General features: G+C 39.2%; 23 protein-coding genes and 2 pseudogenes. 16 read left to right on the top strand and 9 right to left on the bottom strand.

The annotated features are described in order from the left end of the window. Positions 1–30 precede the first annotated feature (30 nt). The 6 genes and pseudogenes from arsB to CWI35_RS07280 all read left to right on the top strand — a co-directional run bounded on the left by arsB (position 31) and on the right by CWI35_RS07280 (position 4,387). Entirely contained in the window at positions 31–1,092 is a 1,062-nt protein-coding gene (gene arsB, locus CWI35_RS07305; protein ID WP_069304018.1) for an ACR3 family arsenite efflux transporter, read from the top strand. A 20-nt stretch (positions 1,093–1,112) separates the two neighbouring features. Then, entirely contained in the window at positions 1,113–1,535 is a 423-nt protein-coding gene (arsC, locus tag CWI35_RS07300; protein ID WP_011230093.1) for an arsenate reductase (thioredoxin), read from the top strand. A 148-nt stretch (positions 1,536–1,683) separates the two neighbouring features. Next, on the top strand, positions 1,684–2,130 hold the full coding sequence (locus tag CWI35_RS07295) for a MarR family winged helix-turn-helix transcriptional regulator (protein ID WP_011230094.1): 447 nt from the start codon (positions 1,684–1,686) through the stop codon (positions 2,128–2,130). A gap of 109 nt (positions 2,131–2,239) precedes the next feature. Further along, positions 2,240–2,960: pseudogene (locus tag CWI35_RS07290) on the top strand (permease). Positions 2,961–2,973: 13 nt separating this feature from the next. After that, positions 2,974–3,768: an arsenite methyltransferase gene (locus tag CWI35_RS07285; protein WP_011230096.1), complete on the top strand. Its 795-nt coding sequence runs from the start codon at positions 2,974–2,976 to the stop codon at positions 3,766–3,768. A gap of 127 nt (positions 3,769–3,895) precedes the next feature. Next, the gene (locus CWI35_RS07280; RefSeq protein ID WP_011230097.1) at positions 3,896–4,387 is read left to right on the top strand and encodes a GNAT family N-acetyltransferase; all 492 of its coding nucleotides are present in this window, start codon (positions 3,896–3,898) and stop codon (positions 4,385–4,387) included. Positions 4,388–4,429: 42 nt separating this feature from the next. Here the strand turns inward: CWI35_RS07280 and CWI35_RS07275 are convergent, their stop codons facing one another. The 4 genes from CWI35_RS07275 to CWI35_RS07260 all read right to left on the bottom strand — a co-directional run bounded on the left by CWI35_RS07275 (position 4,430) and on the right by CWI35_RS07260 (position 9,139). Beyond that, complete coding sequence (locus CWI35_RS07275; protein WP_119877634.1) at positions 4,430–5,308, bottom strand: IS982 family transposase; 879 nt, start codon at positions 5,306–5,308, stop codon at positions 4,430–4,432. Between the two features lie 318 nt (positions 5,309–5,626). Further along, complete coding sequence (recJ, locus tag CWI35_RS07270; protein WP_119877633.1) at positions 5,627–7,288, bottom strand: single-stranded-DNA-specific exonuclease RecJ; 1,662 nt, start codon at positions 7,286–7,288, stop codon at positions 5,627–5,629. Further along, positions 7,269–7,670 carry a hypothetical protein gene (locus CWI35_RS07265; protein WP_021322496.1) on the bottom strand — a complete coding sequence of 134 codons (402 nt, stop codon included), beginning with the start codon at positions 7,668–7,670 and terminating at the stop codon, positions 7,269–7,271. Before CWI35_RS07265 ends, recJ begins: the two co-directional genes overlap by 20 nt. 14 nt (positions 7,671–7,684) lie before the next feature. Next, a complete protein-coding gene (locus CWI35_RS07260) occupies positions 7,685–9,139 on the bottom strand; it encodes a recombinase family protein (protein ID WP_119877632.1) in 1,455 nt (484 codons plus the stop codon). Positions 9,140–9,271: 132 nt separating this feature from the next. Between CWI35_RS07260 and CWI35_RS07255 the strand changes: the two genes are divergently transcribed. Then, entirely contained in the window at positions 9,272–9,514 is a 243-nt protein-coding gene (locus tag CWI35_RS07255; RefSeq protein ID WP_025038995.1) for a hypothetical protein, read from the top strand. A gap of 87 nt (positions 9,515–9,601) precedes the next feature. Here the strand turns inward: CWI35_RS07255 and CWI35_RS07250 are convergent, their stop codons facing one another. Beyond that, positions 9,602–9,949 carry a helix-turn-helix domain-containing protein gene (locus tag CWI35_RS07250; RefSeq protein ID WP_011230101.1) on the bottom strand — a complete coding sequence of 116 codons (348 nt, stop codon included), beginning with the start codon at positions 9,947–9,949 and terminating at the stop codon, positions 9,602–9,604. A gap of 164 nt (positions 9,950–10,113) precedes the next feature. Here CWI35_RS07250 and CWI35_RS18260 point away from each other — a divergent pair, with 164 nt between their 5' ends. The 3 genes from CWI35_RS18260 to CWI35_RS07240 are packed head-to-tail and all read left to right on the top strand — an operon-like array spanning position 10,114 to position 12,105. Beyond that, a complete protein-coding gene (locus tag CWI35_RS18260; RefSeq protein WP_162924024.1) occupies positions 10,114–10,278 on the top strand; it encodes a hypothetical protein in 165 nt (54 codons plus the stop codon). Further along, entirely contained in the window at positions 10,275–11,786 is a 1,512-nt protein-coding gene (locus CWI35_RS07245; protein ID WP_119877631.1) for a recombinase family protein, read from the top strand. Before CWI35_RS18260 ends, CWI35_RS07245 begins: the two co-directional genes overlap by 4 nt. Positions 11,787–11,802: 16 nt before the next feature. Further along, a complete protein-coding gene (locus CWI35_RS07240; RefSeq protein WP_346426316.1) occupies positions 11,803–12,105 on the top strand; it encodes a recombinase family protein in 303 nt (100 codons plus the stop codon). A gap of 4 nt (positions 12,106–12,109) precedes the next feature. On the opposite strand, the gene CWI35_RS18430 is transcribed toward CWI35_RS07240, so the two are convergent. Together CWI35_RS18430 and CWI35_RS18425 are read right to left on the bottom strand one after the other, a co-directional pair. After that, positions 12,110–12,649: an IS630 family transposase gene (locus CWI35_RS18430; RefSeq protein ID WP_240432157.1), complete on the bottom strand. Its 540-nt coding sequence runs from the start codon at positions 12,647–12,649 to the stop codon at positions 12,110–12,112. Further along, the gene (locus CWI35_RS18425; RefSeq protein ID WP_174704307.1) at positions 12,646–13,176 is read right to left on the bottom strand and encodes a helix-turn-helix domain-containing protein; all 531 of its coding nucleotides are present in this window, start codon (positions 13,174–13,176) and stop codon (positions 12,646–12,648) included. Before CWI35_RS18425 ends, CWI35_RS18430 begins: the two co-directional genes overlap by 4 nt. Between CWI35_RS18425 and CWI35_RS07230 the strand changes: the two genes are divergently transcribed. The 4 genes from CWI35_RS07230 to CWI35_RS07215 all read left to right on the top strand — a co-directional run bounded on the left by CWI35_RS07230 (position 13,147) and on the right by CWI35_RS07215 (position 20,888). Further along, on the top strand, positions 13,147–14,487 hold the full coding sequence (locus tag CWI35_RS07230; protein WP_240432155.1) for a recombinase family protein: 1,341 nt from the start codon (positions 13,147–13,149) through the stop codon (positions 14,485–14,487). The genes CWI35_RS18425 and CWI35_RS07230 overlap by 30 nt on opposite strands. A gap of 937 nt (positions 14,488–15,424) precedes the next feature. Next, positions 15,425–17,398, top strand: a complete 1,974-nt coding sequence (locus CWI35_RS07225; protein WP_061912287.1) for an AAA family ATPase — start codon at positions 15,425–15,427, stop codon at positions 17,396–17,398. A gap of 2 nt (positions 17,399–17,400) precedes the next feature. Continuing rightward, the gene (locus CWI35_RS07220) at positions 17,401–19,215 is read left to right on the top strand and encodes an ATP-dependent helicase (RefSeq protein WP_061912286.1); all 1,815 of its coding nucleotides are present in this window, start codon (positions 17,401–17,403) and stop codon (positions 19,213–19,215) included. Positions 19,216–19,514: 299 nt separating this feature from the next. Then, the gene (locus tag CWI35_RS07215; protein ID WP_119877630.1) at positions 19,515–20,888 is read left to right on the top strand and encodes an IS1380 family transposase; all 1,374 of its coding nucleotides are present in this window, start codon (positions 19,515–19,517) and stop codon (positions 20,886–20,888) included. Positions 20,889–21,052: 164 nt separating this feature from the next. Here CWI35_RS07215 and CWI35_RS07210 read toward each other — a convergent pair whose 3' ends face one another. Beyond that, positions 21,053–22,720: an IS1634 family transposase gene (locus tag CWI35_RS07210; RefSeq protein WP_042382804.1), complete on the bottom strand. Its 1,668-nt coding sequence runs from the start codon at positions 22,718–22,720 to the stop codon at positions 21,053–21,055. Between the two features lie 362 nt (positions 22,721–23,082). Here CWI35_RS07210 and CWI35_RS07205 point away from each other — a divergent pair, with 362 nt between their 5' ends. After that, a complete protein-coding gene (locus tag CWI35_RS07205; protein WP_061912285.1) occupies positions 23,083–24,123 on the top strand; it encodes a type II toxin-antitoxin system PemK/MazF family toxin in 1,041 nt (346 codons plus the stop codon). Positions 24,124–24,264: 141 nt separating this feature from the next. On the opposite strand, the gene CWI35_RS07200 is transcribed toward CWI35_RS07205, so the two are convergent. Continuing rightward, positions 24,265–24,489 (bottom strand): hypothetical protein, encoded by a 225-nt coding sequence (locus tag CWI35_RS07200; protein ID WP_061912284.1) that lies wholly within the window; start codon positions 24,487–24,489, stop codon positions 24,265–24,267. Between the two features lie 223 nt (positions 24,490–24,712). Here CWI35_RS07200 and CWI35_RS07195 point away from each other — a divergent pair. Further along, positions 24,713–25,351, top strand: a pseudogene (locus CWI35_RS07195) (SpoVR family protein); the annotation flags it as partial. Positions 25,352–25,441 lie beyond the last annotated feature (90 nt).

Genomic DNA, 25,441 nt, shown 5'->3' with positions numbered 1-25,441 from the left:
CTACTAATTTAAATTATTAGGGGGGAAAAAATGAATAATACGGGGAAAAAACGTCTATCGTTTTTGGATCGATACCTCACGCTTTGGATTTTCCTTGCTATGGCAGCAGGAATTGGCTTAGGATTTGTCTTTCCAGGCTTTGTAGACGGAATGAACAGTTTGCAGGTAGGGACCACATCAATTCCAATTGCGATTGGCTTAATTTTAATGATGTATCCTCCGTTAGCAAAAGTTCGTTATGAGGAGATTGGGCGCGTCTTTAAAGATGTGAAAGTATTAGTGTTATCGCTCGTACAAAACTGGATTATTGGACCGATTCTTATGTTTTTGTTGGCGATCATATTCTTACCGGATAAACCGGAATACATGGTCGGACTCATCCTAATCGGTCTGGCACGTTGTATTGCGATGGTGATTGTCTGGAATGATTTAGCGAAAGGAGAGAGGGAGTACGCAGCTGGATTGGTGGCGTTTAACTCTGTATTCCAAATGCTATTTTACTCTGTTTATGCGTATGTGTTTGTGACGATCATTCCAGAATGGTTAGGACTAGAAGGTGCTGTCGTTAATATTACAATGATGGAAGTCGCTAAGTCGGTGTTCATTTACTTAGGAATTCCGTTTCTTGGCGGAATGTTGACGCGCTTTTTGTTGGTAAAAGCAAAGGGCAGACAATGGTATGAAAAAGTATTTATTCCAAAAATCAGCCCGATTACATTGATTTCTTTGTTGTTTACGATTATCGTCATGTTCTCTTTAAAAGGAGACGTCATTGTAAGCTTGCCGTTGGATGTAGTGAGAGTTGCCATTCCATTGTTGATTTACTTTGTGTTGATGTTCTTCGTTTCCTTCTTCTTAGGGAGGAAATTTGGAGCGAGCTACCCTGTAACCACAACACTTGCCTTTACAGCCGGCAGTAATAACTTTGAGTTAGCGATTGCCGTAGCTGTTGGCGTGTTTGGGATCCATTCTGGTGCAGCATTTGCAGCTGTTATTGGACCACTGGTGGAAGTGCCTGTCATGATTGCGTTAGTCAACGTGGCACTATGGTTTCAACGAAAATACTTTAAAACAGAATCAGTATCATACTAACAACAGAGGTGGAAGGAAACATGAAAAACAAAAAGATCATTTACTTCTTATGCACAGGTAACTCTTGCCGCAGCCAAATGGCAGAAGGATGGGCAAAAAAATATCTTGGCGACGAGTGGGAAGTGTACAGCGCCGGTATTGAAGCGCATGGACTAAATCCAAACGCGGTAAAAGTCATGAAAGAAGTAGGAATTGATATTTCGAACCAGACATCGGATATCATTGATCCGGAAATTTTAAATAAAGCGGATTTGGTAGTAACATTATGTGGTCATGCAGCGGACCATTGTCCAGTAACCCCACCAAATGTGAAACGTGTTCATTGGGGATTTGATGATCCGGCAAAGGCGGAAGGAACGGAGGAGGAAAAATTAGCTGTATTCCGTCGTGTTCGCGATGAAATCGGCGCGCGCATCAAAAAATTTGCTGAAACAGGCGAATAAGACTAAATGACAGCCGAGAAGAATCTTCTCGGCTGATTTTACAGGAGGGGAAATCATGATAAAAATTGGTGAAATTTTATTCTATTTTCTAAATTAAAAAGTTGCAATATGCAAATAATGTGATATAAATAATTATAGAGGTGAAAAAATGGAAAACATTAGAGAGTTGTTTCAAGTGATGACACGTCGTTTTGGATTGCTAAATAAAAATTGCTGTTCGATTGATGATGTAGATATTTCTCTCGTTCAAAGCCATATTCTTTATGAAATTGACAAAAGAGAACATCCCTCCATGCAACAAGTGGCTGAAGCATTAGGAATGGATATTACCACGTTCAGCAGACAGATTCAAAATTTAGTGAAAAAGGGATTAGTAAAAAAAACGCCGCTTCCTGAAGATCGAAGAGTATACACGTTATCGTTAACCACCGAAGGAAAGTTTATCGCAACAACCATTGATCGAGAAATAAATCGATATCTAGAAGAAGTGTTTTCACATATGACGGAATTTGAGAAAGAAACCGTGATTCGTTCGATTAAATTGTTGAATGAGTGTATGGCAAAATCAAGTGTATGTTGTAAACCGTTATTTTGAGGCAAGTATATCTAGGCTTGCCTGTTTGTTAAACATATAGTTGTAATTTGCAAATAAAATAAGGAGAGATAATCAATGAGCATAGCGATTTTTCAAGACTTTCTCTTATATTGCGTTAGAATTAACTCTTTTGTTTTTGGCTATTTCGTTCGTCATTCACTTTTCAGTAAGGATATATTCCTTATGATAAAATGCAAAGTTTGTTAACAAAGCGCCATCCGTTATTCGGAGCATTGGTTGCTGTCGCGTTTGCGTTTTGCTCATGTTCTACGATCCCAGTTGTCGTATCGCTTTTAAACCAGAAGGTCCGTTTCGGTATTGTGATGATTTTTCTCTTTGATTCTCCTGTGCTCGATCCAATCATATTGACACTCATGGCTGCGACACTCGGAGTAAAAAAAGGAGAAGTAGAGATCGGAAAGAAACGAAACATGAGAGAAGCTTTACAGGAGACCTTTCACTTAATAAAAACGGTTTATCCATATTTGCTTTTGGGTGCAGGCATTGAAGCCATTATTCATGGTGCTGTACTGACAGAATGGATTTCAACCTATATGGGGGGTGATAAGTGGTGGCTTGTTCCACTTGCAGCAATCATCGGAATTCCTTTGTATATCCGCCTTTTCACGATGATTCCCATTTCACAAATGTTGATTGCAAAAGGCATGGCATTAGGACCTGTTATGGCGCCGATGGTTAGCTCAGCAGGGGCAAGCTTACCGGAGATCACATGATTACACAGTATCTTTAGAAAGAAGCTGGTCTTTGCGTTTGTAGGTTCTGTCATGACGATGGCAACGTTATCAGGATTTTTATTCTATATCATTTAAGGAGTGATAACTTATGAATCACGTTAATAACGATCAAATCCGGCAAAATGTCCGCAGCCGCTATAAGCAAATTGCGCTGCAGGAAGTAAATTCTAGAAGCTGTTGTTCAGACTCTTCCGGATGTTGTGGTACACCTAATGAGGTATCAGCAAAACTAGGATACTCGGATGAGGAATTATCTGCCGTGCCAGAAGGAGCTAATCTTGGACTTGGTTGCGGCAACCCGCTAGCAATTGCGGAATTGAACCCCGGAGATGTGGTGTTGGATCTTGGTTGTGGTGCCGGTTTCGATTGCTTTTTGGCTGCTCGTCAGGTCGGAGAAACCGGGCGCGTCATTGGTGTGGATATGACACCAGAAATGATCAGCAAAGCACGCAACAATGCTGCCAAGGGTGGCTTTACCAATACTGAATTTCGGTTAGGAGAAATCGAATATTTACCGGTGGCAGATGGTTCGGTGGATGTCATTATTTCCAATTGCGTCATTAATCTTTCTCCAGATAAGCCCCAGGTGTTCAAGGAAGCCTATCGTGTGCTGAAACCAGGAGGGCGCCTTGTCATTTCCGACGTTGTGGCGACGGCAGAACTTCCATCGGAAATCAAAAACAATATGGATGTCTTGTATTCGGGCTGCGTATCAGGAGCAGCATCGATTGGTGAACTGGAATCCATGTTACAACAGAGTGGATTCACACAGATCACCATTGAACCAAAAGATGAATCGAAGGAGTTTATCAAAGATTGGGTGCCTGGAGCGAACATCGAGGATTACATTGTTTCTGCGATCATTAAAGCAATGAAACCTTAAAAAATGTGGTGTAACAGATCGGAACTCGTTGGGGAAGAAAAGCGTGAGTGTTGCTAATGTTACATGGAAAAGGCATTAGGCGATTCCTAGTGCCTTTTCTGTATGAAAATAAGGAGGGATTTTTCATATGAACATTCGTAGCTTTCGCAAAGAGGATTGGATGCAAGTGAAGGAAATTTACGAGCAAGGAATTGCGACAGGACAAGCAACGTTTGAAACGACAGCACCATCGTTTGAAAAATGGGAATCGACCATTGCCGCAAATTTATGTTTGGTCGCTGAAAACGAAGAAGGCATTCAAGGCTGGTGTAAGATAAGTAAAGTATCGGATCGCTGCGTGTATGAAGGGGTGGGAGAGGTGAGTGTGTATGTTCGAGATGTGAGTCGGGGAAAAGGAGTGGGAAAAAAACTTCTACAAGCTATGATCAAAGAATCCGAGGCAAAAGGATTTTGGACATTAACAGCAGGGATTTTCCCTGAAAACATACCAAGTTTACGTTTACATCAAAGTGTTGGATTTCGTGAAGTTGGTATCCGACAACGTATAGGAAAGTTAAATGGGGTATGGCGTGATGTGGTATTGCTTGAGCGTCGCAGTCCAGTTGTAGGTATAGACTGATTATGAATTTTATATTATGTAACCCGTGGTGCTAGTTGAGCGTTAGAACTCAACTAGCCCTAGTGTGACCAGCGAATAGGCTAACAATATGCCGTCGAGCGCTACTTCAAATCCGATCATGGAATTCGCTCGAATCTCTGTGATCCGGTATTGGTCAACCAGAACCGAGAACACCGTCTCGATCACTTTGCGTTTTTGTTGGATCCACTTCTCCCATGCCTCGGACGGGCGATGTTTCTGGTTTTTTCGAGACGGAGTCCAAAGCGCCATTTGGTATTCTTCGTACAGCCTTTTTTGCAAGTCACGGCTAATGAACCCTTTGTCCCCGAGGTTATAGGGATGAGGAATTTGGGTCATCACGCTTTCGGCTGCGATTCGATCGTGGCAGGATGCTTCCGTCACCACATATCCCATTGGCAAACCTTGATCGGTCACTTGAAGGTGCAGTTTCAACCCGTAGTACCATTGCTTTTTTGAAGCGCAATACCCGATGTCGGCGATCCCTTGAAACCGTTTGACACGATGCATTCTCGCAGCATGGCACAACTCTAACGGCAAGCTATCGACCACGGCATAGGCATGATGTTGGCCGCGTTTCGCCAGTTCATGGCGGATCCATTTGATCGCAAAGCGCAGCGCTCGACAACGGCGATTGTATCGAGAACGTTCGAGAAAATGTCCATCCGTAAACAAGTTCCCAGTCACAAAGCGATGCCATGCACGTTCGGAAGAGAAGCCAAGCAGCTTTCCTAAAAGATGAATAGCAATGATCACCGTATCTTCTTGTTTCACCAAATGACGATTGCGACGTTGAAGATAGAATTGAATTTGTGACAGCTGGGCAGAAACAAAAAAGAAAATGACTGCATATTGTTTTTGAATCTTTGCTTGATCTGTAGTAAAATGAAAGTGCTCTTGCATGGGGATTCTCCTTTCGAATGTTGGATAACACTTTCATTCTACAGGAGATCCACAAGCAAGGGCTATTTTTATGCTTACTCGATTTTATCTAGCACCACGGGTATTATGTAATCACTTTGTATATATAAAAGTGGCAGATTATTCTCGGATTCATAGCGAACCAAAATAAATCTGCCACTAGAGTTAGATCCAAATACAATTGTGTTATTTCCATATACCATTCTGTCAATGTACAGCCCCTCGTTGTGGGTTATGTCCTCCTCTGCAAAAAACAGTATATTTTGTTAATTGTATTTAACTTTTTCCAAGGCTCTTTTGTTATTGGATGAAACGAAGATCATGAATTAAAAAATCTTTTTTTATCGGACAGCTAGGAGTGTAAAGACATTCAGCTAACGATTGTTGTTGGAGTTTGTTTGCCATTGCTCCTTTAAAGAAGGCAATGGCTTTTTTTTCATTTGTTATTAATTTTAAATGTTCATTGTTTTTTCCGAATACTTGGAATTGCTTGATTACCAGCGGTGAGCAATAAAACAACGGCTTTGGAAATGACATTCCGAATGGTTCTAAAACGCCTAAGTCATCAAAAATATGCATAGGGAACTGATGTAAGGGAATTGTACTAATATATTTTAATTTTGGAGTTAGTGGCGGTTCGTCTAAGGCTGCTAGTTGAATCGCTTCTCTAAAAGCATGAATATGATCAAAATCGGGTTTAATCGAAAAACCAGCAGCGGCTCGATGACCACCGTATTTGGTTAAGAAATGGGAGCATTTCTTAATCACATTAATCATGGAAAAATCCGTCGCATTTACACTTCTGGCAGAACCGGCTCCTGTCAAGGAAATCACAATCGCTGGCTTTTTGAATTTATTGGCTATTTTTGCAGCAATGAGACCGATAATTCCGCTGTGAAAATCATCGCAAACAACAATAACATTTTGTTTGTACCATTGATTTTGAATAATTTGTTCCTCAATACGTTGGAATTGTTCTTTTGTCATTTGTTGCCGCTTTTTATTTAAAGTAATTAATGCGTAAAGATCTGCTTTTGTACATAAAGGGTTGACTAGGATATCGACAGCTTCGTTTGGATCTCCAATTCGTCCCGACGAGTTAAAAATCGGTCCAATTTGAAAGCTAATGGTGGAACTATCGACATATTTAATTCGTAACATTTCAAAGAGTTTTTTTAATACAGGGGTTGGTGTATAGTTCATTTTTTGCAATCCAAGTTTACAAATAATACGATTTTCTCCTTTGAGAGGCATTAGATCCGCAATCGTACCTAATGTCGCAAACTCAATAAATTCGTAAACATGTTTATCCCAAGGAATTTTTCCTGCCATAAATAGTGCCTGTACGACTTTTAAAGCGACTCCCGCACCTGCCAGATGCGGGAAAGGATAAGTGTTGTCATGACGCTTTGGATTAATAAACGCATAACAGTCGGGATGCGGACCTAAAACTTCGTGATGATCCGTAACAATGACATCCATGCCTCTTCTTTTTGCCACTTCCATGGCAGGGTGGGCGCTTGATCCATTGTCTACTGTAATAATTAAAGAGACATCTTCCGGAACTTTTTCCATTGCTTTCGGTGACAAACCGTAACCTTCGCTACGAAGTGGCAATCGATACTGGACATCTGCTTTAAATTTCTTTAAAGCTTTGTACAGGATAGCCGTTGCTGTCATTCCATCTACATCATAATCACCATAAATGAAAATCTTTTCTTTTTGCGTCAAGGCTTTAATAATGCGTATAATCGCTTTTTTCATGTCATTCATCAGAAATGGATCATGAAAATCATCTATGGTCGGAAATATGAATCGTGATACTTTTTCGCAATTGTCGATGCCGTGAATAAACAAGTGGTGCATCAGTACCGGTTCGATATCAAACTGTCTTGCCATATAGGTGATCAAAGCTTTATTGGGATGTTTTTCTAGTGATGTATCAAACGGTACCCAATCCATACTTACCGTCCTCTCGTGAGTTGTAAAACCAAACATATTTTTTGGCTTGAAAAACGTTTAATGTTTGAAAAAATCGGTCGGATGGGATGTTTTTTGTTCCGTAGTATTCTTGATAAAAAAACGCAAGGTACTCTAGAGGACGGTTATATGTTAAATACTCTCTGTAAAAATTAATTGGCATCGGGAATGCGTTCTCGTATTCAATTCCTCCTTTTGACAACACAAAATACAACTCGAATGGCGTGTCGATTTCAAGCGAACTCATCACTTCTTTATAAAAAATGACACCCGAATTTTTGTAAGAGATCAGTTCTTTTTTTAGATGAAGCAGATTCTGAAATTGATTAGTATCGAGCAATTGGCGTAAGGTGATCGGTTTCATGCTGTCAACTCCATTTACTGAATGTTTAATACGATTTCAATATCCTTTTCATCAAGTAAAATCACTTTTTCAACAATCGTTTTAATTAATGATTTTGCTTCCGGGACTGGTAAAACATCGATTGCATCGATCACATTGTTTATTTTTTCTTTCACCATTGCCTCAAGCTTTTTTACATCCACTAAAGAAGCATTTTCCGCTTTTTGAGCTTCTGCAATGATTTGTTCCATCCGCTTTTTTTCTTCATTTAAATCCTCTAACTCAATGAGTCCTGCCGTGTACGCTTCCACTTTTCGTTTATAACGGTTTTTGGCGGCTCGAATTTTTTGCTCGATTGTGCTCTCTTCGTTTTCAGCAGCCTTTTGAATAAGATGAGGAATCATTTGGGAGTTAATCGAATCGGCTAACTTTAATAACCCATGTTTAAACCATGATTCCACATCGTCAGCGCGGTACTGTTTGCTTGTACACGTTCCTTTGTTTTTGTTAGCGGAACAACGGTAAACGCGATAGCGATTTTTCGCTGAACCTGACCAACCAATGCTCATTCCTGAACCACATCTGCCGCATTTTAATAGTCCACCAAGCAAATGCGGACTTGTCTGTGCTCGAGGTGCCATTTGTTTTTTATTTACTCTTTTTTGTACTTGTTCCCATGTAGCTTGATCAATAATAGCTGGACAAGCGTCTTCAAGGACAACCCAATCAGCGTCATCTTTTTTTACCCGCTTCGATTTACTGGAATCCATGCGGTTCCAAACCAGGGTTCCTTTATATACGGGATTCGTAAGCATTAGTTTAATAGCCCGAATCGACCATTCTTTTTTCTGACGAGAAGGTATTCCTTCTTCATTTAGCTTTTTAGCAATCGCATAGTAGCCGAGCCCTTTATTAAGGTACCAATCATAAACGTTTCGAACGATTTGTGCTTCCGGTTCATAAATAACCAACTCTTTATTCTGTAACCGATAACCGTAAGGGCTTTGTGTTAACCATTTTCCTTGTCTGGCTGCGTGCAGCATGTTTTCAAAAACACGTTCCCGAATTCGTTCTCGTTCAAACTCAGCAACCGCACCTAAAACCTGTAAGGTGAGACGACCGGATGGAGTATTGGTGTCAAACGATTCACTAATCGAAATAAATGAAACGTTATGCTCCTGGAACATATCAATTAATTTCAAAAGATCCAATAGTCGTCGGCTCAAACGGTCCAATTTCGTGACTAATATTTTGGAAATCGTCCCCTTTTTTACTTCCTTTAATAAACGATTTAATTCCGGACGATCAAGATTCTTAGCAGAATAACCGTCATCTATAAAAAGTAGAGGTTCTTCACTCCATCCCATGGCTCGGCAATAAGCTTTTAGCCGTTCTTGTTGTTCATCGAGCGAAATCCCTTCCCGAGCTTGTTCGTCCGTAGAAACGCGGCAATATAAAGCAATCGATCTTTCTTGAAAAGTGTCTTTCATACAGATTGCCTCCAACACTGTTTGTCCCATATCCCATATATATGTGTGGATGAACCAAACAATGAGTTTGAACGATTAACAGGGTTGTCCTATCCCATTCTTCGCATATGTATGAGCAAAGGGGGAATACCGATGGAAGATGTGAAAGTTCGCTTCTCCGTAAATAGCAGTTTAGGAAAATTTTCATTTGACGACATCCACGATCTTCATAGCCACCCCGTTGCTCAAATGATCCAAGAAAAAATGGTTGCATGGGAACAGAAGTTTAAGGGAAGCGCAATTCATCACCTATTGCATAAAGAAATCGGTCAGGAACAAGCCAAACAGATTCAAGTTGCCTTCCAACAAAAAGAGAGCCAACCGGTCGATGGTTAGGCTCTCCTTTTTTGTTAATTTTATTCATTATTATGAACAGATGTTTATTATTATGAATAAAATTACCAAAATTTGTTCATCATAAAATTAGCGAGTGGAGTTTTCATTTAAAAACAAATGAACTCCTCGTTCCAGTGTGGAAAGGAGGTAATCAGCGACTTCAGGGTGCTTTTGTTCCAATTCCTTTAGTTGTTTCATGACATGCTGGATCCGAATATCGAATTCGCTATCACTGGAATGTGTTGTTTCAACAGGAAGGAGTGAGAGTTCTTCTTGAAGTTTTTCGAGAAGTGAAAGCTGAATGGTATCTGTTTTACCCGTTTCTAAATTGCTGAGATAAGCGGGAGAAACATTTAACCGTTCAGCGAAAGCATTTAAACTGATTCCTTTTTGTTTTCTTAGCACACGAATTCGTTCTCCTATATGTTGCAACATATTCGAATTCCTCCATAAAAATGGCTAGACGCATGTATTTTCAAAGAAATACAAGTTTGGTTAGAAACAAAGGCTTTATTGTATTTCAACATTCATCCAAAAAAATCCTGTTTGTAAGCTTAAGTTTTAGGAAAACATCATAAATTTTTTGAGGAGAGATAGGAATGAAAGGAAAAATCCCAAAAGTAACTTGCCAAGTCGTTTCTATTCAATATGTTCATGATCCAGAGGCAGCGGAAAAGTGGTTTGACTTGTACACAGATATTATTTTGAAGCAAATACAGAACAGACAAGAAACGAAAAGGGAGTTGGAGGTGTTGGATGATTGAAAACGGTTGCTTATTACCGCAACTCGATTAGCAAAGAAAAGCAGAAGTTATCCATTGAAATGCAAATGCAGCATGTGCGTGAGGTAGCAGCAAAAAACCGTTTATTGATCGATGATGAGTTTATGGATCGAGAAACGTCCGCCAGAAAAAAGAAAATGGAAGAGAGAAAGGGCATGGCGCAGCTAATCGAGGAAATAAAAAAGGGGCGCGTAAAAAATTTAATTGTGTACAGCCGTTGCCGTTTGGCACGGAATGTACAACAGTATATGAGTTTATATGATTTACTAAGGCAGCATAAGATAAATGTCATTTTCGCAGCGGACTTTGAATTTCCTATGATGTATACGGCGGAGGCTGAATTAATTGAACGGATTGTCGCCGCCATGAACCAGGAAGATGCTGAAAAATTGGTTCAAAAATTGCAAGATTCTAAAGTAACTGTAGCAAGAGAAGGAAAACATGCTGGGGGACGTATTCCATTTGGGTATCGATCACCCCGAGAGGATCCTGAAGAGGATAAGGAGGAGTCTGATTGGATTTTAGTTGAAGAGGAAGTAAAGACAATCCAAAACGTTTATGATTTATTTTTGCAAAAAGATTTTAGCTCCCTCACAAAATTTGTAGAGATAGTAAACGAATTGGGACTGCGCTTTAAAGATAATAAGGAATGGAACTATTCTAATATGCAAAACGTTCTTACAAACCCTATTTACAAAGGAAAAAGAATATCTCACATAAAGGGAGAAGAAATTGAAAAAGATGTGCCGCATCTTAAGATTGTCGATGAAACAGTATGGGAAAACGTTCAAAAGAAAATGAGTAAGGTTGTAAAGAGACGCAAAAAATCAAAAGAAAATCAAAATGAAAACCATGTATTTTTATTAAAAGAGCTTGTTTATTGTGATGAATGTAATCAAGTAATGCATGGCAAGCCACATCAATTAAAGGGTAAAACGTTTTTAGTGTATAAATGTAAAAACCATTCCAAAGTGCGAGCATCAAAAGATTGGTTAGAAAACACAGTTATTGAACATGCGAATGAGTTCTTTAACCAAATTATTCATACGCAATTTGCGGAGGTTATTGAGAAAATATACAAGGGAGAAACGAAGGGATATATCGAAGCCATTAAGCAAATTGACCGTGAACTGAAACAGTTAGAGGAAAGTATGGTACAGAGAGTGGAGCATGCTCTGGCAAAGGAAGAAGAACTTCAATTAAACAAGTCGATGTTACAGATGTTAAAGAAATATGAACAAAGCTTGTTTGTTAAATCCGAATTAGAATCCAGGATTTTCGAAATGAACGAAAAGTTTAAGACGATACATGATTGGAAACAGGAATCATCGTTGAAAATGATTGATCCGGACATGGAAGACGATCAAAAAATAGAATTGCTGCAGGACATTATCTCTCGTGTTCGGGTCAGTAAAGAGAAAATTGAAATTATTTTCCGTCATCCATTATTTACAGGATTGGAGGGAAGGGAAGAAATTGGACTTATCTAAGATTTTGACACCAGGCATGAAAGGGGTTTTTTATGGTCGGCATTCCACGCATAAGCAGACAATGGAAACACAGCGTCGTAGCGCCTATGATTTAGCCGAAAAATATCAGTGTACAATTGTGGAGGAAATTCTGGACGAGGGAGTGTCTTCACGAAAAAAAGATCGTGAAGGATATAAGCGATTGATTGCTGCAGCTTATGAAAAGAAATTTGACTTCGTTATTATCTACTCACATTCCCGTATTGCACGCATACCTGAAGAACATGATCTGATACGCGCAACGATGCATATATTATATACATGCAACATAAAGAGTTAACTTCTCATCCTGCACACCCTAAGCGCTGCAGCACTTCCTCCGGACGTTCGTGGATGTAGTTGACAAACCGAGTAATGGCTTGAATGATATCGTTGCGATCCTTGTGAAATACATTGGCAATCACCGTATCTTTCAGCCATTTCCATAAGCGTTCGATCGGGTTCAGCTGTGGCGAATAGGGAGGAAGGTAAATAAAGTGAAAACACTGCCCTTCTTCCCGCAAAAACTCCTTGACCATTTTGGCATGGTGAATGCGGGCGTTATCCAACACCAAAACCATGAGACGGTCTAAATAGCGCTGTTTGAGCATTCTCAAGAAATCCAAGAACGTCGCGGCATTGGCAGCGGTCGTTTGATGAAGCACCGTTTCACCATCATGGACGTTGACCGCGCCAAACAGCGATACGTGGGCATGATGGCCAAACGTCGACACTTGTTTTTGGCGGCCGACTTCCGACCATGTGGACCGCAAGACATGGTAAGAGCGGATATGGGTTTCATCGATGTACAGAAGAACAGCATCTTCTGTCTCCTTGGTGATCAAGTTTTTTTTATCAGATCCATTTGTTTTTCAAATTGTTTTTGCTCATCCAGATTTCCTTTCGCCAGTGTGTACGTCGGTCGTGTCCACGACAGCCCTTTGCGGTGCAGGAGTTTTCGCAGCGCTTCGCGGGAAATGGAAACACCGAATTGCTTTGCGACATAGGATTGCAGGAGTTTGGTGTTCCACGCCGAAGCGACGTCCCAGCCCAGTTCCGCGGGAGTAGTGGTCAACACAAGCTGTTTGATCTTTTCCTGCTGTTCTTCGGTGAGAAACGGCTCTCGCCCGGGGGCGAAATCCCGATGAAGCAGGAGTTCAAGGCCGCCTTCGTTGAACAGCGACACATAATGGGAAACAGTTTGTCGGCACACGTTGACCATGGAGGCCACCTCTTTGCCCAAATAGCCTTCCATGACCAGGCGAACCGCCATCACCCGTTGGCGAAGAAGGGTGTTTTTGATTTTCCGTTCCTGTTTGCGAAGTGTCCGAGGTGTCCATCCATGATCGTTGGTGATTTTGAGACGTTTCATGCAGAATTCCGCTCCTTTTCCATACTTTTCCTTAGGAGCAGTATAACCGGAGTGGGCACCGCTTATGCGAAGGTTAACTTTTCAATGAGCATGTATATAGATATCCCAATCATCGAAAGTGAAACAGAAAGTTTATATGATTTTGGCGACACCATTTTTAGAGCGATTAAAGATGGAGTAGCCAAATATGAGCTGGATAAAATCCGGATCAATACAAAAAATGCAATTGAAACGTTGGCGAAAAATGGACGATGGACAGGTGGCAGAGCTCCGTTTGGGTATCAGTATACTTCCAAAAAGGAAGGAGGAACCGAAAAGTTTGATATAGTGGAAGCTGAAATAGAATTGGTGAAAAAAGTGTTTGAGTTATATAAAAATCATCATGGTTTTTCATCTATTGCCAAACAGCTTCCTGAAAACAGTTATCGTGGAAAAGCATGGACTAAAGACCACGTGAAAAACATCATTACGAATCCCTTTTATGCAGGTTATATCGCAATCAGAAGAAAACACGAAAAGAAACACAATGCGTTAAAAGACAGAAGTGAGTGGATAATGAAAAAAAGTCCACTTATTCCGGCGGTTTTAACGATTGAAGAATGGGAATATTGCTGGAATCTATACAAAACAAAGAACGAGAGAAAAATTCCACCGAAACACTTTAAAACATCTTTTCTGTTAACAGGTTTGTTAAAGTGCCAAAATTGTAATGGGGGGTTAATTGGAAAAGATCAGCGAACGACGAGCAACCAGGGAAAAGTATATGGAAAGAAAGTGTATTTATGCAAATCATGCAATTATAAAATAGATGCAGATGATGCACATCAAACGGTATTAAAAGTATTCAAAAGTTATCAAGGTATAGATACGGAGAAACTGATCTCGGCTGTTCAGGAAAAAGTGGAAACAGAAATTAGCAGCATCATGAAAAGTATTGAGGATTTAAAAGTGTCATGGCAAACAGAAAAACGAAAACTCCAGCTTTGCGATATTGAAATTGAAAAAGCCTTTAAAAGGGAGGAAGAAAAGGAACCTCACATCAAAATATTGATCATTACAAAAGATCGAATCCTAAACAAAGTTCATCAAATTGAACGTTGGATTGAGGAAAAAGAGGCAAAAATGAAATTCTTAGAAGGGGTTCAAAAAAATGAAAATTTAATTAAAGATCATTTAAAACAATTTCAGGCGCCTGTCTCTAGCTGCAATGAAGATATGCGAGCATTGTTCCTGTATTTATTTGAAGAAATCATGGTTAATAAAAAAGGACATTTGCAATGTAAACTACGCTTCAATTTAGATGATAAATGATACAAAAATCTCCTCATTTGCAGGAGATTTTTTATTTATGTAATAACATATCTCGGTGATTAGGTGCATATATTGGTAGGTAAAGCAATTTTTCTCGGTAATTAAGGGTAGGACCCGATCGGAATTAACCCCAAATTACCGATATTGATACGACTGAAATTCAAGAAAAACCTTTGATTTCAAGGGACAAGCTGGGGTTTGTCCTAATTTTATTATGGACAAGAAAGTCCTTTTTTAAAAGTTCTCGGTTATTTGGATAGAGGAGATTTGTAAACTCGGTAATTAGGTTGGTTAAGTATTACTGTTACATCTTATCGATCCAATGTCAAAGATGATTAGACCAACTGCGTTGAAGAATATGTTAGTGCAATACCGTGTCAATGCTTAAAACTGAATAATGAGAATTAGAAAAAGAAATCGAAACTAAACAACAAGATCCAATTCTATTCTCATTACAACTTTAAACAAGGAGGAGAGAACTTCCTTGTTTTTTAGCGACTAAAATAAAGTTACATCACTAATGTTATGATCATAAATTTACCTTGATTCAAAATTAGATTAGGCGAACAAGCAAAATTGTTCGGTTTTGGAGTAGTAACAAGGAAAATCTAAGAATTTGCAGTTCGGTAAGGAGATAGTTCAGTGATCCCTCAACTATCCCTTTGCCGAACTAAGTGGGACAAAAAGAAGGCTTGTCCCCTTTGGTATCAAGGAGTTTCGAACTCTTTGTAATTTCGTGAATTCACGTTCGTGATCGGAAGTTCGGTGTCGGGGTAGTAATGGAAGTAAAGGAGTTCGGTAATGTAGTGTTTACTCTAGTAAATTTATGTATGTAATCTTGGCTTATTTTATTAGTCTAGGTAAATATTACTTTTTTTTCTAAATGAGTTTATAATTACTGTTAGTTAGAGGTTGAATTTTTGAGGAGGGAAAGACGATGAATTCTCCATACATTTCGAGGGTAAAAATAAAGAATTTTAGAAATTTCCAAAGTGTAGATATTTCTTTAAGTCATAAACAAGTCATTATTGGTGAAAATAATGTAGGGAAAACCAATTTTTTAAAAGCAATTCAGCTAATATTAGACCCAACACTATCCGATGAAGATCGTTATTTGACTGAATCAGATTTTTATGAGGGTATCGAAAATCCTATGGAAAAAGGTGAAGAAATTGAAATAGTTATAGAAATTCGCGGGTTCGAACATAACAAAAATATTTTGTCAGTTTTATCAGATGCTACTGTTTCTGACGCTCCACCAACGTTAAGATTAACTTACCGCTATTATCCTGTTGAAAAAGAGGATGGAACTAAAGATTATGAATACATCATTTTTCAAGGAGATAAACCTGATAAAATTTTCAAACATAGCCATCGAAAATATCTTAATATGAGGATTATTAATGCAATTCGTGATGTGGAGAGCGAATTGAGAAATTCACGAAAATCTCCTATTAACCAGCTACTTAAACAATATGAAATTGACAAAACAGAACTTAAAGAGCTTGCTGAGAAGCTTAAACAGAAAAGTGATGAAGTTTTAACATTAGATGAAATAAAAGATTTAACTAATAAAATTAATACACGGTTCAAAAAAATTATTGGTGTTCAACCAGATTCAATTGTATCGTTGGAAACGATTGATATCGATCCAAATCGCATTTTAAATACCCTTAAACTAATGATGGGAGATAAAAAAAGACCTACAAGCGAGACTAGTTTAGGAATAAACAATATATTGTATATTGCATTAATTCTTTTGCAATTAGAGGATAGAACAATACCAACGTTTTTAAAAAAAGAAAAATTTGAAGAACTATCCAAAAAAGAGGGAAGAGAAATCCTTATTTCTTCTTACGAAGAAAATGGGAACGGCAATTATTTTTTAAAAAGTGACTTATCGAATGATGAGATAAAACAACTATATTCTTTTATGGATACATATAACCCGGTTAATCAAGGATTTACCATTTTAGCTATTGAAGAGCCAGAAGCACATCTTCACCCTACATTACAGAGAATTATCTACAAGGACGTTATGCATGGAAATTCTTCGGTTCTTATGACGACACATTCACCACATATTACTTCAGTTGCTCCGATTGACTCAATTGTACATATGCGCTGGACAAGTAGTGGAACAAAAGTTTATACCAGTTCAAATATTAACCTTACTTCCTTAGAAAAAAGGGATCTTGAGAGATATCTTGATGTTAAACGTGGCGAAATATATTTTGGTAAAGGTGTTATATTAGTTGAGGGGATTGCGGAAGAGTATTTAATACCGAGATTTGCTGAATTAATGGGAAAACCTTTAGATCAAAAAGGAATTGTAGTATGTAACATTAACTGTACTAATTTTAAACCTTATGTGAAATTTTTGGATGTATTAGGAATCCCTTATGTTGTAATTACAGACGGTGATTATTATGTAATGAAGGAAGATGCAAAAAAAGAATATCATGTTTTACATGATGGAAGTCATAAGTCCTATGGATTTTTAGGGCTTGAGAAAATTGCTGAATTAATCATAGATTTACAAAAGATTGAACAAAGTCAACTCCCTTCTTGCTTAAAAAAACAAAGGGATGCATTTAGCGAGAAAGGATTTTTTGTTGGAAACTACACTTTAGAAGTAGATATTATGGAGAAAAGTCAAAGTAATCAAGATGCTAAGAAAATAATCTGTGAAGTATTTAATGAGTTGACTACTGGTGGCGATAAACAAAAAAGAAACTTTGCAGAAGAGTTAGATCAAGGAGAGTATTTTAAATGCTTAAGAAAAATTGAAGATAATATTGGAAAAGGGCGTTTTGCACAACGGTTATCTAGTATATGTATAAAGGAACAAATTCCAGATTATATAAAGAACGCAATTGATGAAATTTATAAAAGAGTGAGTGAGATTTAACAATGGATTTATTTAAGGAAAAACTGAATCAAATTAAAAAAGATAAAGATCAATACGAAGCTTTTTTATCAGAAAATAATACTGTCGTTATTGCAGGACCAGGTAGTGGCAAGACAACAGTATTGACTTTAAAAATAATGAAATTATTAATGGAAGAAATTAAACCTCCGCGAGGATTAGCTTGCGTTACATTCAGTAGGGCAGCTGCAAAAGAATTCAAAGATCGCTTAAATGACTTAGGATATCAGAAACGAGAGAATGTTTTTTTGGGTACAGTCCATTCGTTCTGTATTTCGGAAATTATTTCTCCGTTCGCTCACTTATACAATTACGATATACCATTACCTATAAAGATTGTAGCTGAAAAAAAGAAGAAATCTCTTTTTAAAAAAATAATTCAGGACTTTCAATTAGAAAACACAAATATAAGAATTGAAGATATGGACAAGGAAAGAACACTTAACATAAAAGGGATTAGTGAGGTGGAAATTCCTACATATGATCTCGCTTTAAAAGTGGCTATTGAGTATGAAAAACGTCTTCATGCTGAAGGTTTTGTTGATTTTGTTGACATTGTAAAATATGCCACCTTACTAATTCAAAATCATGAATATGTAAGAAGGTGTTTGGAAGCAAAATTTCCTTGGATACTAATTGATGAGTATCAAGATCTTGGAAAACCACTTCATGAGATGGTACTTTCCCTGTTGAAGAATACAAATATAAAATTCTTTGCGGTAGGGGATCCTGATCAATCTATACATAGTTATAATGGAGCAATTCCTGATTACTTAAATGAATTATATGGTTTACCAAATATCAATAAAGTGAGATTGAAAACTAATTATAGAAGTAATCAAGATATTATTGATGCTTCAGAATTAGCACTTGGAGATAAGCGAGAGTATAAGGCTGGAGCAAGGTTAAACGAAAATGCCGAATTTCATTTTATTACATGTGAAGAAGAAATGTATGATCAATATGTTAAAGTTGCAAAAGAAATAATCCCTTCCTGCATGAAAGCTGGAATACCTTTAGAGGAAATAGCGATTATGGTTGGTTATAATAACCAAGCAAAAGAGCTTGGAGCTATTCTGAGTCGCGAGGGAATTCCGTATTATATAACAAAGTTTGAATTTCAACGGACTGATGTAGTTATGTGGCTAGAACGTTGCGCTTTATGGTGTATAGATAAAAGCAAAGAATCATTCGATGATTTAGTTGAATTTTGGATTCATCTTAATAGACAGCATCAGAAATTTATCATTACAAATGAATTGATTTTTTTTAGAAGAAAATTATTTGATGTTTTAACTTCAAGCATAAAGCACAACCATTGCTTAAGCAAATGGTTAACATTTGTGATTCATAACCTTGAACTGTTATCGCTCTTAAAAGATTCTCATATTTATCCTGATGAAGTTGATAATCTAAAGCAATTAATCAAAACATCTACTAAAGGTGAATTCTCTAATTACAATTTGGATAAATTTAGTAAATTAGGAAAGCCGGAAGATCAGGTGACTATTACTACAAGGCATGGCTCAAAAGGATTGGAATTTGAGGTGGTTATTTTGTTGGGGATGGAGGATGATCACTTTCCGTCATATAAAAATAAACGAGATCCAAGGAAATTAAGCGAAGACCGCAGAGTGTTTTTTGTTTGTATCAGTCGAGCAAAACGAGTTTGTTATCTTTTAAGATCTAAAAAATATACAAAGGAAACTCAATACGGAATAAAGACATTTAATTATAAGCCTTCTGAATTTTGGGAGATATTGTATTCCAAATATGGTGAAAAAGTTCCTAGTTCGTAGGTTTATCTTAATTTTTTTTGTACGCTGAATAGATATTTTGTCATCTAAGTATTTTACTTTTATTTGTTATAGTTAAAAAAACAGCAAACGTTGTCTTTGGTCATTGGCTCACTTGTCTTCCAAATTAATGTTTGTAATGGGGAGTTTGGTGATAACGGATTTATTTTTAATAAATTTATGCTTGTAAAATTAATTAAATCTACCTGAATCCGTGACAAAACATCTTTACAATGGATGCAAACCGTTGATACGATAAGGGAAAACGACGTTGACGATTCTTCATCAAGTAGGTGAATGTGATGAAAGATTTCCCGATTCGGTTTGTATTGACAGATGAAGCGATTACTCCAAGTGCTGGGCTTGCTCTCGTGGGCTACTTACTGCACCAAACGAAACTGGATAAACGAGTAAACGCCCTTCGGCTCCCAACGGTTCGTCGAGATGTGCACATTTCCCATAGCGATGTCATTCGCTCGATGATCGGCTTGCTTGCCACAGGAAAAACGGATTTTGATCATATCGAAGCGTATCGTCAGGACGATATCTTTTCGACATCAATGGGCATTCGGCACGTACCTTCCTCCCCAACGTTGCGACAGCGTCTCGATCAGCTCGCTTGTCTTCCGATGACCGAAACCATCATTTGGGAGGAATCGATGCGTCTGTTGGTTCGACAACACGCTACCTTGTCCCCTTGTTGGGCGAAAGGGAAAACGACATGGCTTCCCCTTGATATAGATGCTTCCCCATTTGACAACTCCGATACGAAGAAAGAAGGAGTGAGTCGAACGTATAAAGGATTTGACGGTTTTACGCCGTTGTTTGCGTACGCAGGGAAGGAAGGGTATATCGTTCATGCCGAGCTGCGTCCAGGGAAACAACATGTACAAGACAACATGCCTTCGTTTTTAACTACCGCCATCCATCGAGCTCGTCCGCTGACCTCGTCTCGTCTGCTTGTCCGCATGGATGCAGGAAACGATGCGGAAGCGAATGTGCACGTATGTCTAAAGGAAGACGTGGACTTTGTCATCAAGCGAAACTTACGCCGAGAATCGAAAGCGCTTTGGTTCCAGATCGCTTCGCAAAAGGGCAGACGCATCGATGATGGACAAACCGAAGGAGTACAAACGTATGAGTTATGCCTTCCACAGACCGCAGCAATTGATGGACACACGTATACGTACGTTCAAGTCACCCAAGTGACGGAACGAACGATGGAACGAAATGGACAGCTGATGCTCGTTCCTAATTACGAAGTCGAAAGCTACTGGGTGCGCCTCGAAGGATACGAGCATGTTCGAATGAGTGATGTGCTCGCATTGTATCACGATCATGCGACATGCGAACAGTTTCATAGCGAACTGAAAAGCGACTTAGATTTAGAGCGGCTTCCATCAGGGAAGATGAAAACGAATGCGCTCGTGTTGGTCATGGGAGCATTCGTGTACAACCTTCTTCGTCTGATTGGACAAGATCTATTAAGCGATCCGAGACATCCATTACATCATAAAGTGAAACGCCGTCGCATCAAGACGATTATTCAGACGGTGATCACGATGGCAGGTCGACTCGTCCGCCGATCACGACAGATCTGGATGAAACTGACGCGAAGGAGTGGCTATAGCGAGCCCCTTCTGAACATTTACATAAAATGGAGAGAAGGAGCATAACGAACGATTGTTCGCAATTCTGTACTCATCCTAACCCTCTGTCCTTTTTTGTTTTTTCTTTGGTTTATATACCCCGAGTTCGACAGCGACTAGGCAAACAAAATCCCTCTGATCCTTTGATACAAAAGGGATCAGAGGGATTTGGGCATACTTTAGGCGTGTATCTAGGGGCGAGGATGGATGCCTAGAATCTTCGGAGGAGGCTCCATCCCTAGAGCCGCAAAGAGTTGAGCCTGTTTGGCCGTCAGTTCGGTTCGTTGATAAAGGTCGCCGTTTTTTGAAGAAAAATGTCCAAGCATGAGACGCTCGCATTCGTCTCTTACTTTCGGCCACGATTCATGAGTTCGGATCTCCACGATCCGAACCAGCAAGAGAGCCAGCCAACTGAGCAGCACATGCGCCCGGATACGGTCTTCCAAGCGATGATACATGGGGCGCAGCTCGAGTGTTGATTTCAACGTCCGAAAGGCCTGCTCGATATCCACCAGTTGCTTATACCCGAGCGCGACATCCTCGGCAGACAAGGTGTCATCGGAGGTTCGGATGAGATATTTGCCATCGTACTTTTCCGCTTCACGAACCGCTTGCTTGTCGATGCGAAGCGTTCCATCCTTCAATTGACGCAAGTATTTTCCGTAGGACGGATGGGAACGCAGCCGGCAGGTGGCCTTATGATGGGCTTCGTTGGGGAGTTGTCGAAGCCCTTCCAACTCTTCTTTCAGCGATTCGAGCAGCGTTTCCCGCTCCTTGCGTTGGCGTTCGGCTTCGCTGGGATTGTACACGAGAACATAGCGCTGACGCGCTTCTCCGTCGCCCACGATGATTTCTTTGATATGCAAGTTCTCGCGAACTTGTTGGTAGCGCCCGCGACGGTTTAGGGCCTCTTCGACGGCGGCTTTGCCGGACCGCATTTTTTCGCCGACAATGTAGTGTCCCCCGGCCTGTTGCAAGATTCGCAAATTCTCTTCAGACGAAAATCCGCGGTCCATCACGCTGATCACACGCCCAAGCTTCCAGCCAATCAAGTCTTGTTTCACCTGTTTGATGACCGTCATATCCATCGTATTGCCAGGCCATACCCAAGCGCGAATGGGGACTCCTTCCCGGGTAACGGCCAGTCCAATGACGATTTGGACCAAATCGGGACGCTTATCTTTGGAAAACCCCTGCTTTCGAAGCGATTCTCCTTCTGGTGTTTCGGATGGATCCACTTCGAAGTACGACGAAGTCGTATCAAAGTAAATCAAATCGACTTCCAGGTTCAATAAATCGGCCACGGCATGGAACACTTGGCGTTCCAATTCCGGCTGCACGGCCAGCAGCTCATCCATCGCCCGGTACAACTGGTGGCTGGCGACTTGGGGAAGATGAGGGATATGCACGTCTTTCTCCACCCACTCCTCCATCGCCAACTTGCTTGACGGATGAAGGGCACGATTCGCCACCATGGCAAAAATCAGCCGTTCCAACGGAATCTGATGATGTCGGGAGGCAAACAAGGAGTGGAGAATCTCTCCCAATCCCAGTTGTCTCCAGAGCTGATCCAAAAGCCAAGCGCCACCAAGGCGTTTGCTTGATTGAAACTGAAAGTCATCCGACACTTCTCCTGTCAACGTCTCGATTTCCCAAGCCTGCTCAGGAGAAAGGAATCGCGAAATGCTTTTGGCCAGACGCTCCAAGACAGCGCGATCCACCTCGTCTTCGCGCCCAAACGAATAAATCACCTTCGCTTTCGCATATTTGGCCTTCGGATCCCATTCGTTGTGAGCAAGCTGGAGATACGCCACGGTCGTTCCATCTTTGTTTTTGCGTGTTACTCGCCGTATGTACATGCCTATATTATAAACGATATTGGGCTTTTTTAAAAGGATAAATTGTCAAGTCGTGTGCCTATGAAATTAAGCGTTTTTTTCTAGGATCCGTATCGCGAAATCCTTGATATAACAGCATTTTGGCCATTTTCATTTGCCTAAAATGGCCTCAAAACTGTCGAACTCGGGTATACCTAAAAAAGATATTTATTTCATTTCTGAGAGTGAAGATGACATCTGTTTTAAACATAAAAAGGGAATGGTGGATCACACATCCATAAAACCAGCAAAAAAGTCAAAGTCGATGTCAATCCATCACGGATTCAGGATCTAATTATTATGTTAAAATTTATACCGTCTTAATTTAGGGGGGGGGTAAATGTATGATTAAAAATATATTGAAGGAAGTAGAAAGTTCTAGATGTTCTACATATTTATCAACAGAGAATCAAGAAAGTTTAAAAAAAATTGTTTCGGATACAACAATGTTAAATGTGCTAGAAAAAATTTCAGTAGATAATGACTTGACTAGGATAGTTGATAAGATTATAAATGACAGAAATTTTAATGAAATAGTAAAACAAGCAGATTTAGTAAAAGATGAATATAGACCAATTCATAAACAAACCCTTACTAAAGATATGATTCTAGAAAGAATTATTCGTTTTATTAACTGTTCTTTACAAACAGATGAAGTTAATGACCCAATGGTACCTACTGAATATAAGCATCCATTAGTTTCTGGACAGGTTGTCAAAGTATTATTTTCTGGGGTTGGAAGTGAAATCGATAATGAGCATTTTGCTATAGTGTGGGAGACTAAGTCCAATCGAGATCAAGTTGTAGTTATTCCTACTACGAGTCTCAAACCAACGACAAGGGAAACTAAAAACTTTTTTAATATCGGTAAGATTCCTCCATTTAGTAAACAGACAGTAGTGAGTCTTGAACAGTTAACCTGTGTAAGCCGGAAAAGAATAGTGGAATACCTTTTTAATGACGGAAGGGGTAATATGGTACAGGCAATAATAAACCAAGATCAAAGGCGCAGAATTGAAGATGGATTCAGGGTAACCCTGTTAAGACAAAAAACACTTTTAGACGAGTTAATTAATCAGAGAAAAGATTATGTACCTGAATTTATCAATTACAGTGTACAAGTAAAACATTTACATCGACCAATAAGAAATGTGAGTTTTGACAGTTCTAAACTTATTACAAAATATCAATTATTTAATGACCTTAATCAATATGAAATAAAATGGCATAGAACAAAGTTAAATAGGAGTGACAGAAAAAAAATGTTGAAGTCTTGGGCATATTCAATAGCAGAGATTGATCCAATTAGTAAATCGGTTATTAAGGATCGAGATACAAAACAACAAGAGCTCTACAGACAACTTTTGGGTACAAAAATAATTTAAAAAATGTTGACATTCAGTAATTAATGTTATAAGATTTAAGTAGAAATAACTCTGCTGGTGGATCCGGCATAAAATATTACATAATTTTAGCCTGTGGATCGGGTAACTAAAAACTAAAAGGGACTCATTTTTGAGTCCTTTTTAGTTTATTATTATGTCTTCATCAAAAAAATCCTTGTCTGAAACTTCATTTATATAGAAATTTAAGGTGTTTCCACAATGTGAACATCTGTTTTTGTATCGGTTATTCAATAATTGGATAGTTTTTTGAGCTGCATCTAAAGAAAGTGCCTGAACAACAAATTTATACTTATTATTAGCACAGTTGATATTTCCACAGCCAACAACGATGTTATATCTTGACATCTTGAATACCCCTCTTTTATTTATTATTTACTTTACCTCTTATTTAGAAATATATTCTTCGGTTACATGTATATGAAAACTGATTTTTTGATTAGTTAAAGGTTAGGGGTTTTTGGTATATGGTTTTAAAGAATTTAATTGAGCATACACTAGACGTAATGTATTGTTTAGGTAATTATGAGAAAACAAAAACTATTAAGGTTTTATCGTCTAAGCACCTTAGCTAAACGAAGGTTGGGCGACGTATTGGCATCAGCGCATTTTGCGCGAGATGGATTTGACGAGCGATGAGGCGATTGAATTTGCGAAACTGAACGCCAACGTCGTGCAACCGTCGCGCACTGGCATCAATCCGTATTATTTAGGACTGAAAATTTTTGAAGACATTGAAGAGCGGTGGAACAACCCGACTGAGGAGATGAAAAAATACGGCGTCAAGCCGGGGTCGGGGAGGGCGAAAATTTTTGAAGTGCGCGAACTCGAATCCGACATTTCGTTTTTGCGCAACTATTTAACGAAAGAGCTCGTCATGCGCGAAGATATGTATTTGTTCCAAAAACAGGGGAAAGAATATAAAATCGTCGACAAAAACTGGGAGCATATCCGCGACCAACTCGTCAGCATGCGGGTAAACGGCGGATTCCCGTATATCACGGTCAATGACGGCGATTATATGCGCAACGGAGAGTTGTATTTGAAGCATTGGTATGAAGGAATCGAACTCGATCTGAAGTATTTAGAAAAAGTGCTCCCATACATTTATCAGTTGTGGGGCCGTCCGGTCCATATGGAGACGGTCGTCGAGGAAAAGCCGATGTTGTTTACGTATGACGGGAAAACGGTGCATCGGAAATATTTATAACATGAGGGCAGGGATTTCCTGCTTTTTTTGTTTGTCACGATGAATATGTGAAAAATGACACAAATTATTCGAAATCATGCCGGATAGCGT

Origin of the sequence: [Bacillus] caldolyticus (genome assembly GCF_003595605.1) — a bacterium.
Taxonomy (GTDB): domain Bacteria; phylum Bacillota; class Bacilli; order Bacillales; family Anoxybacillaceae; genus Geobacillus; species Geobacillus thermoleovorans.
This window is presented reverse-complemented; position numbering and strand designations above follow the sequence as displayed.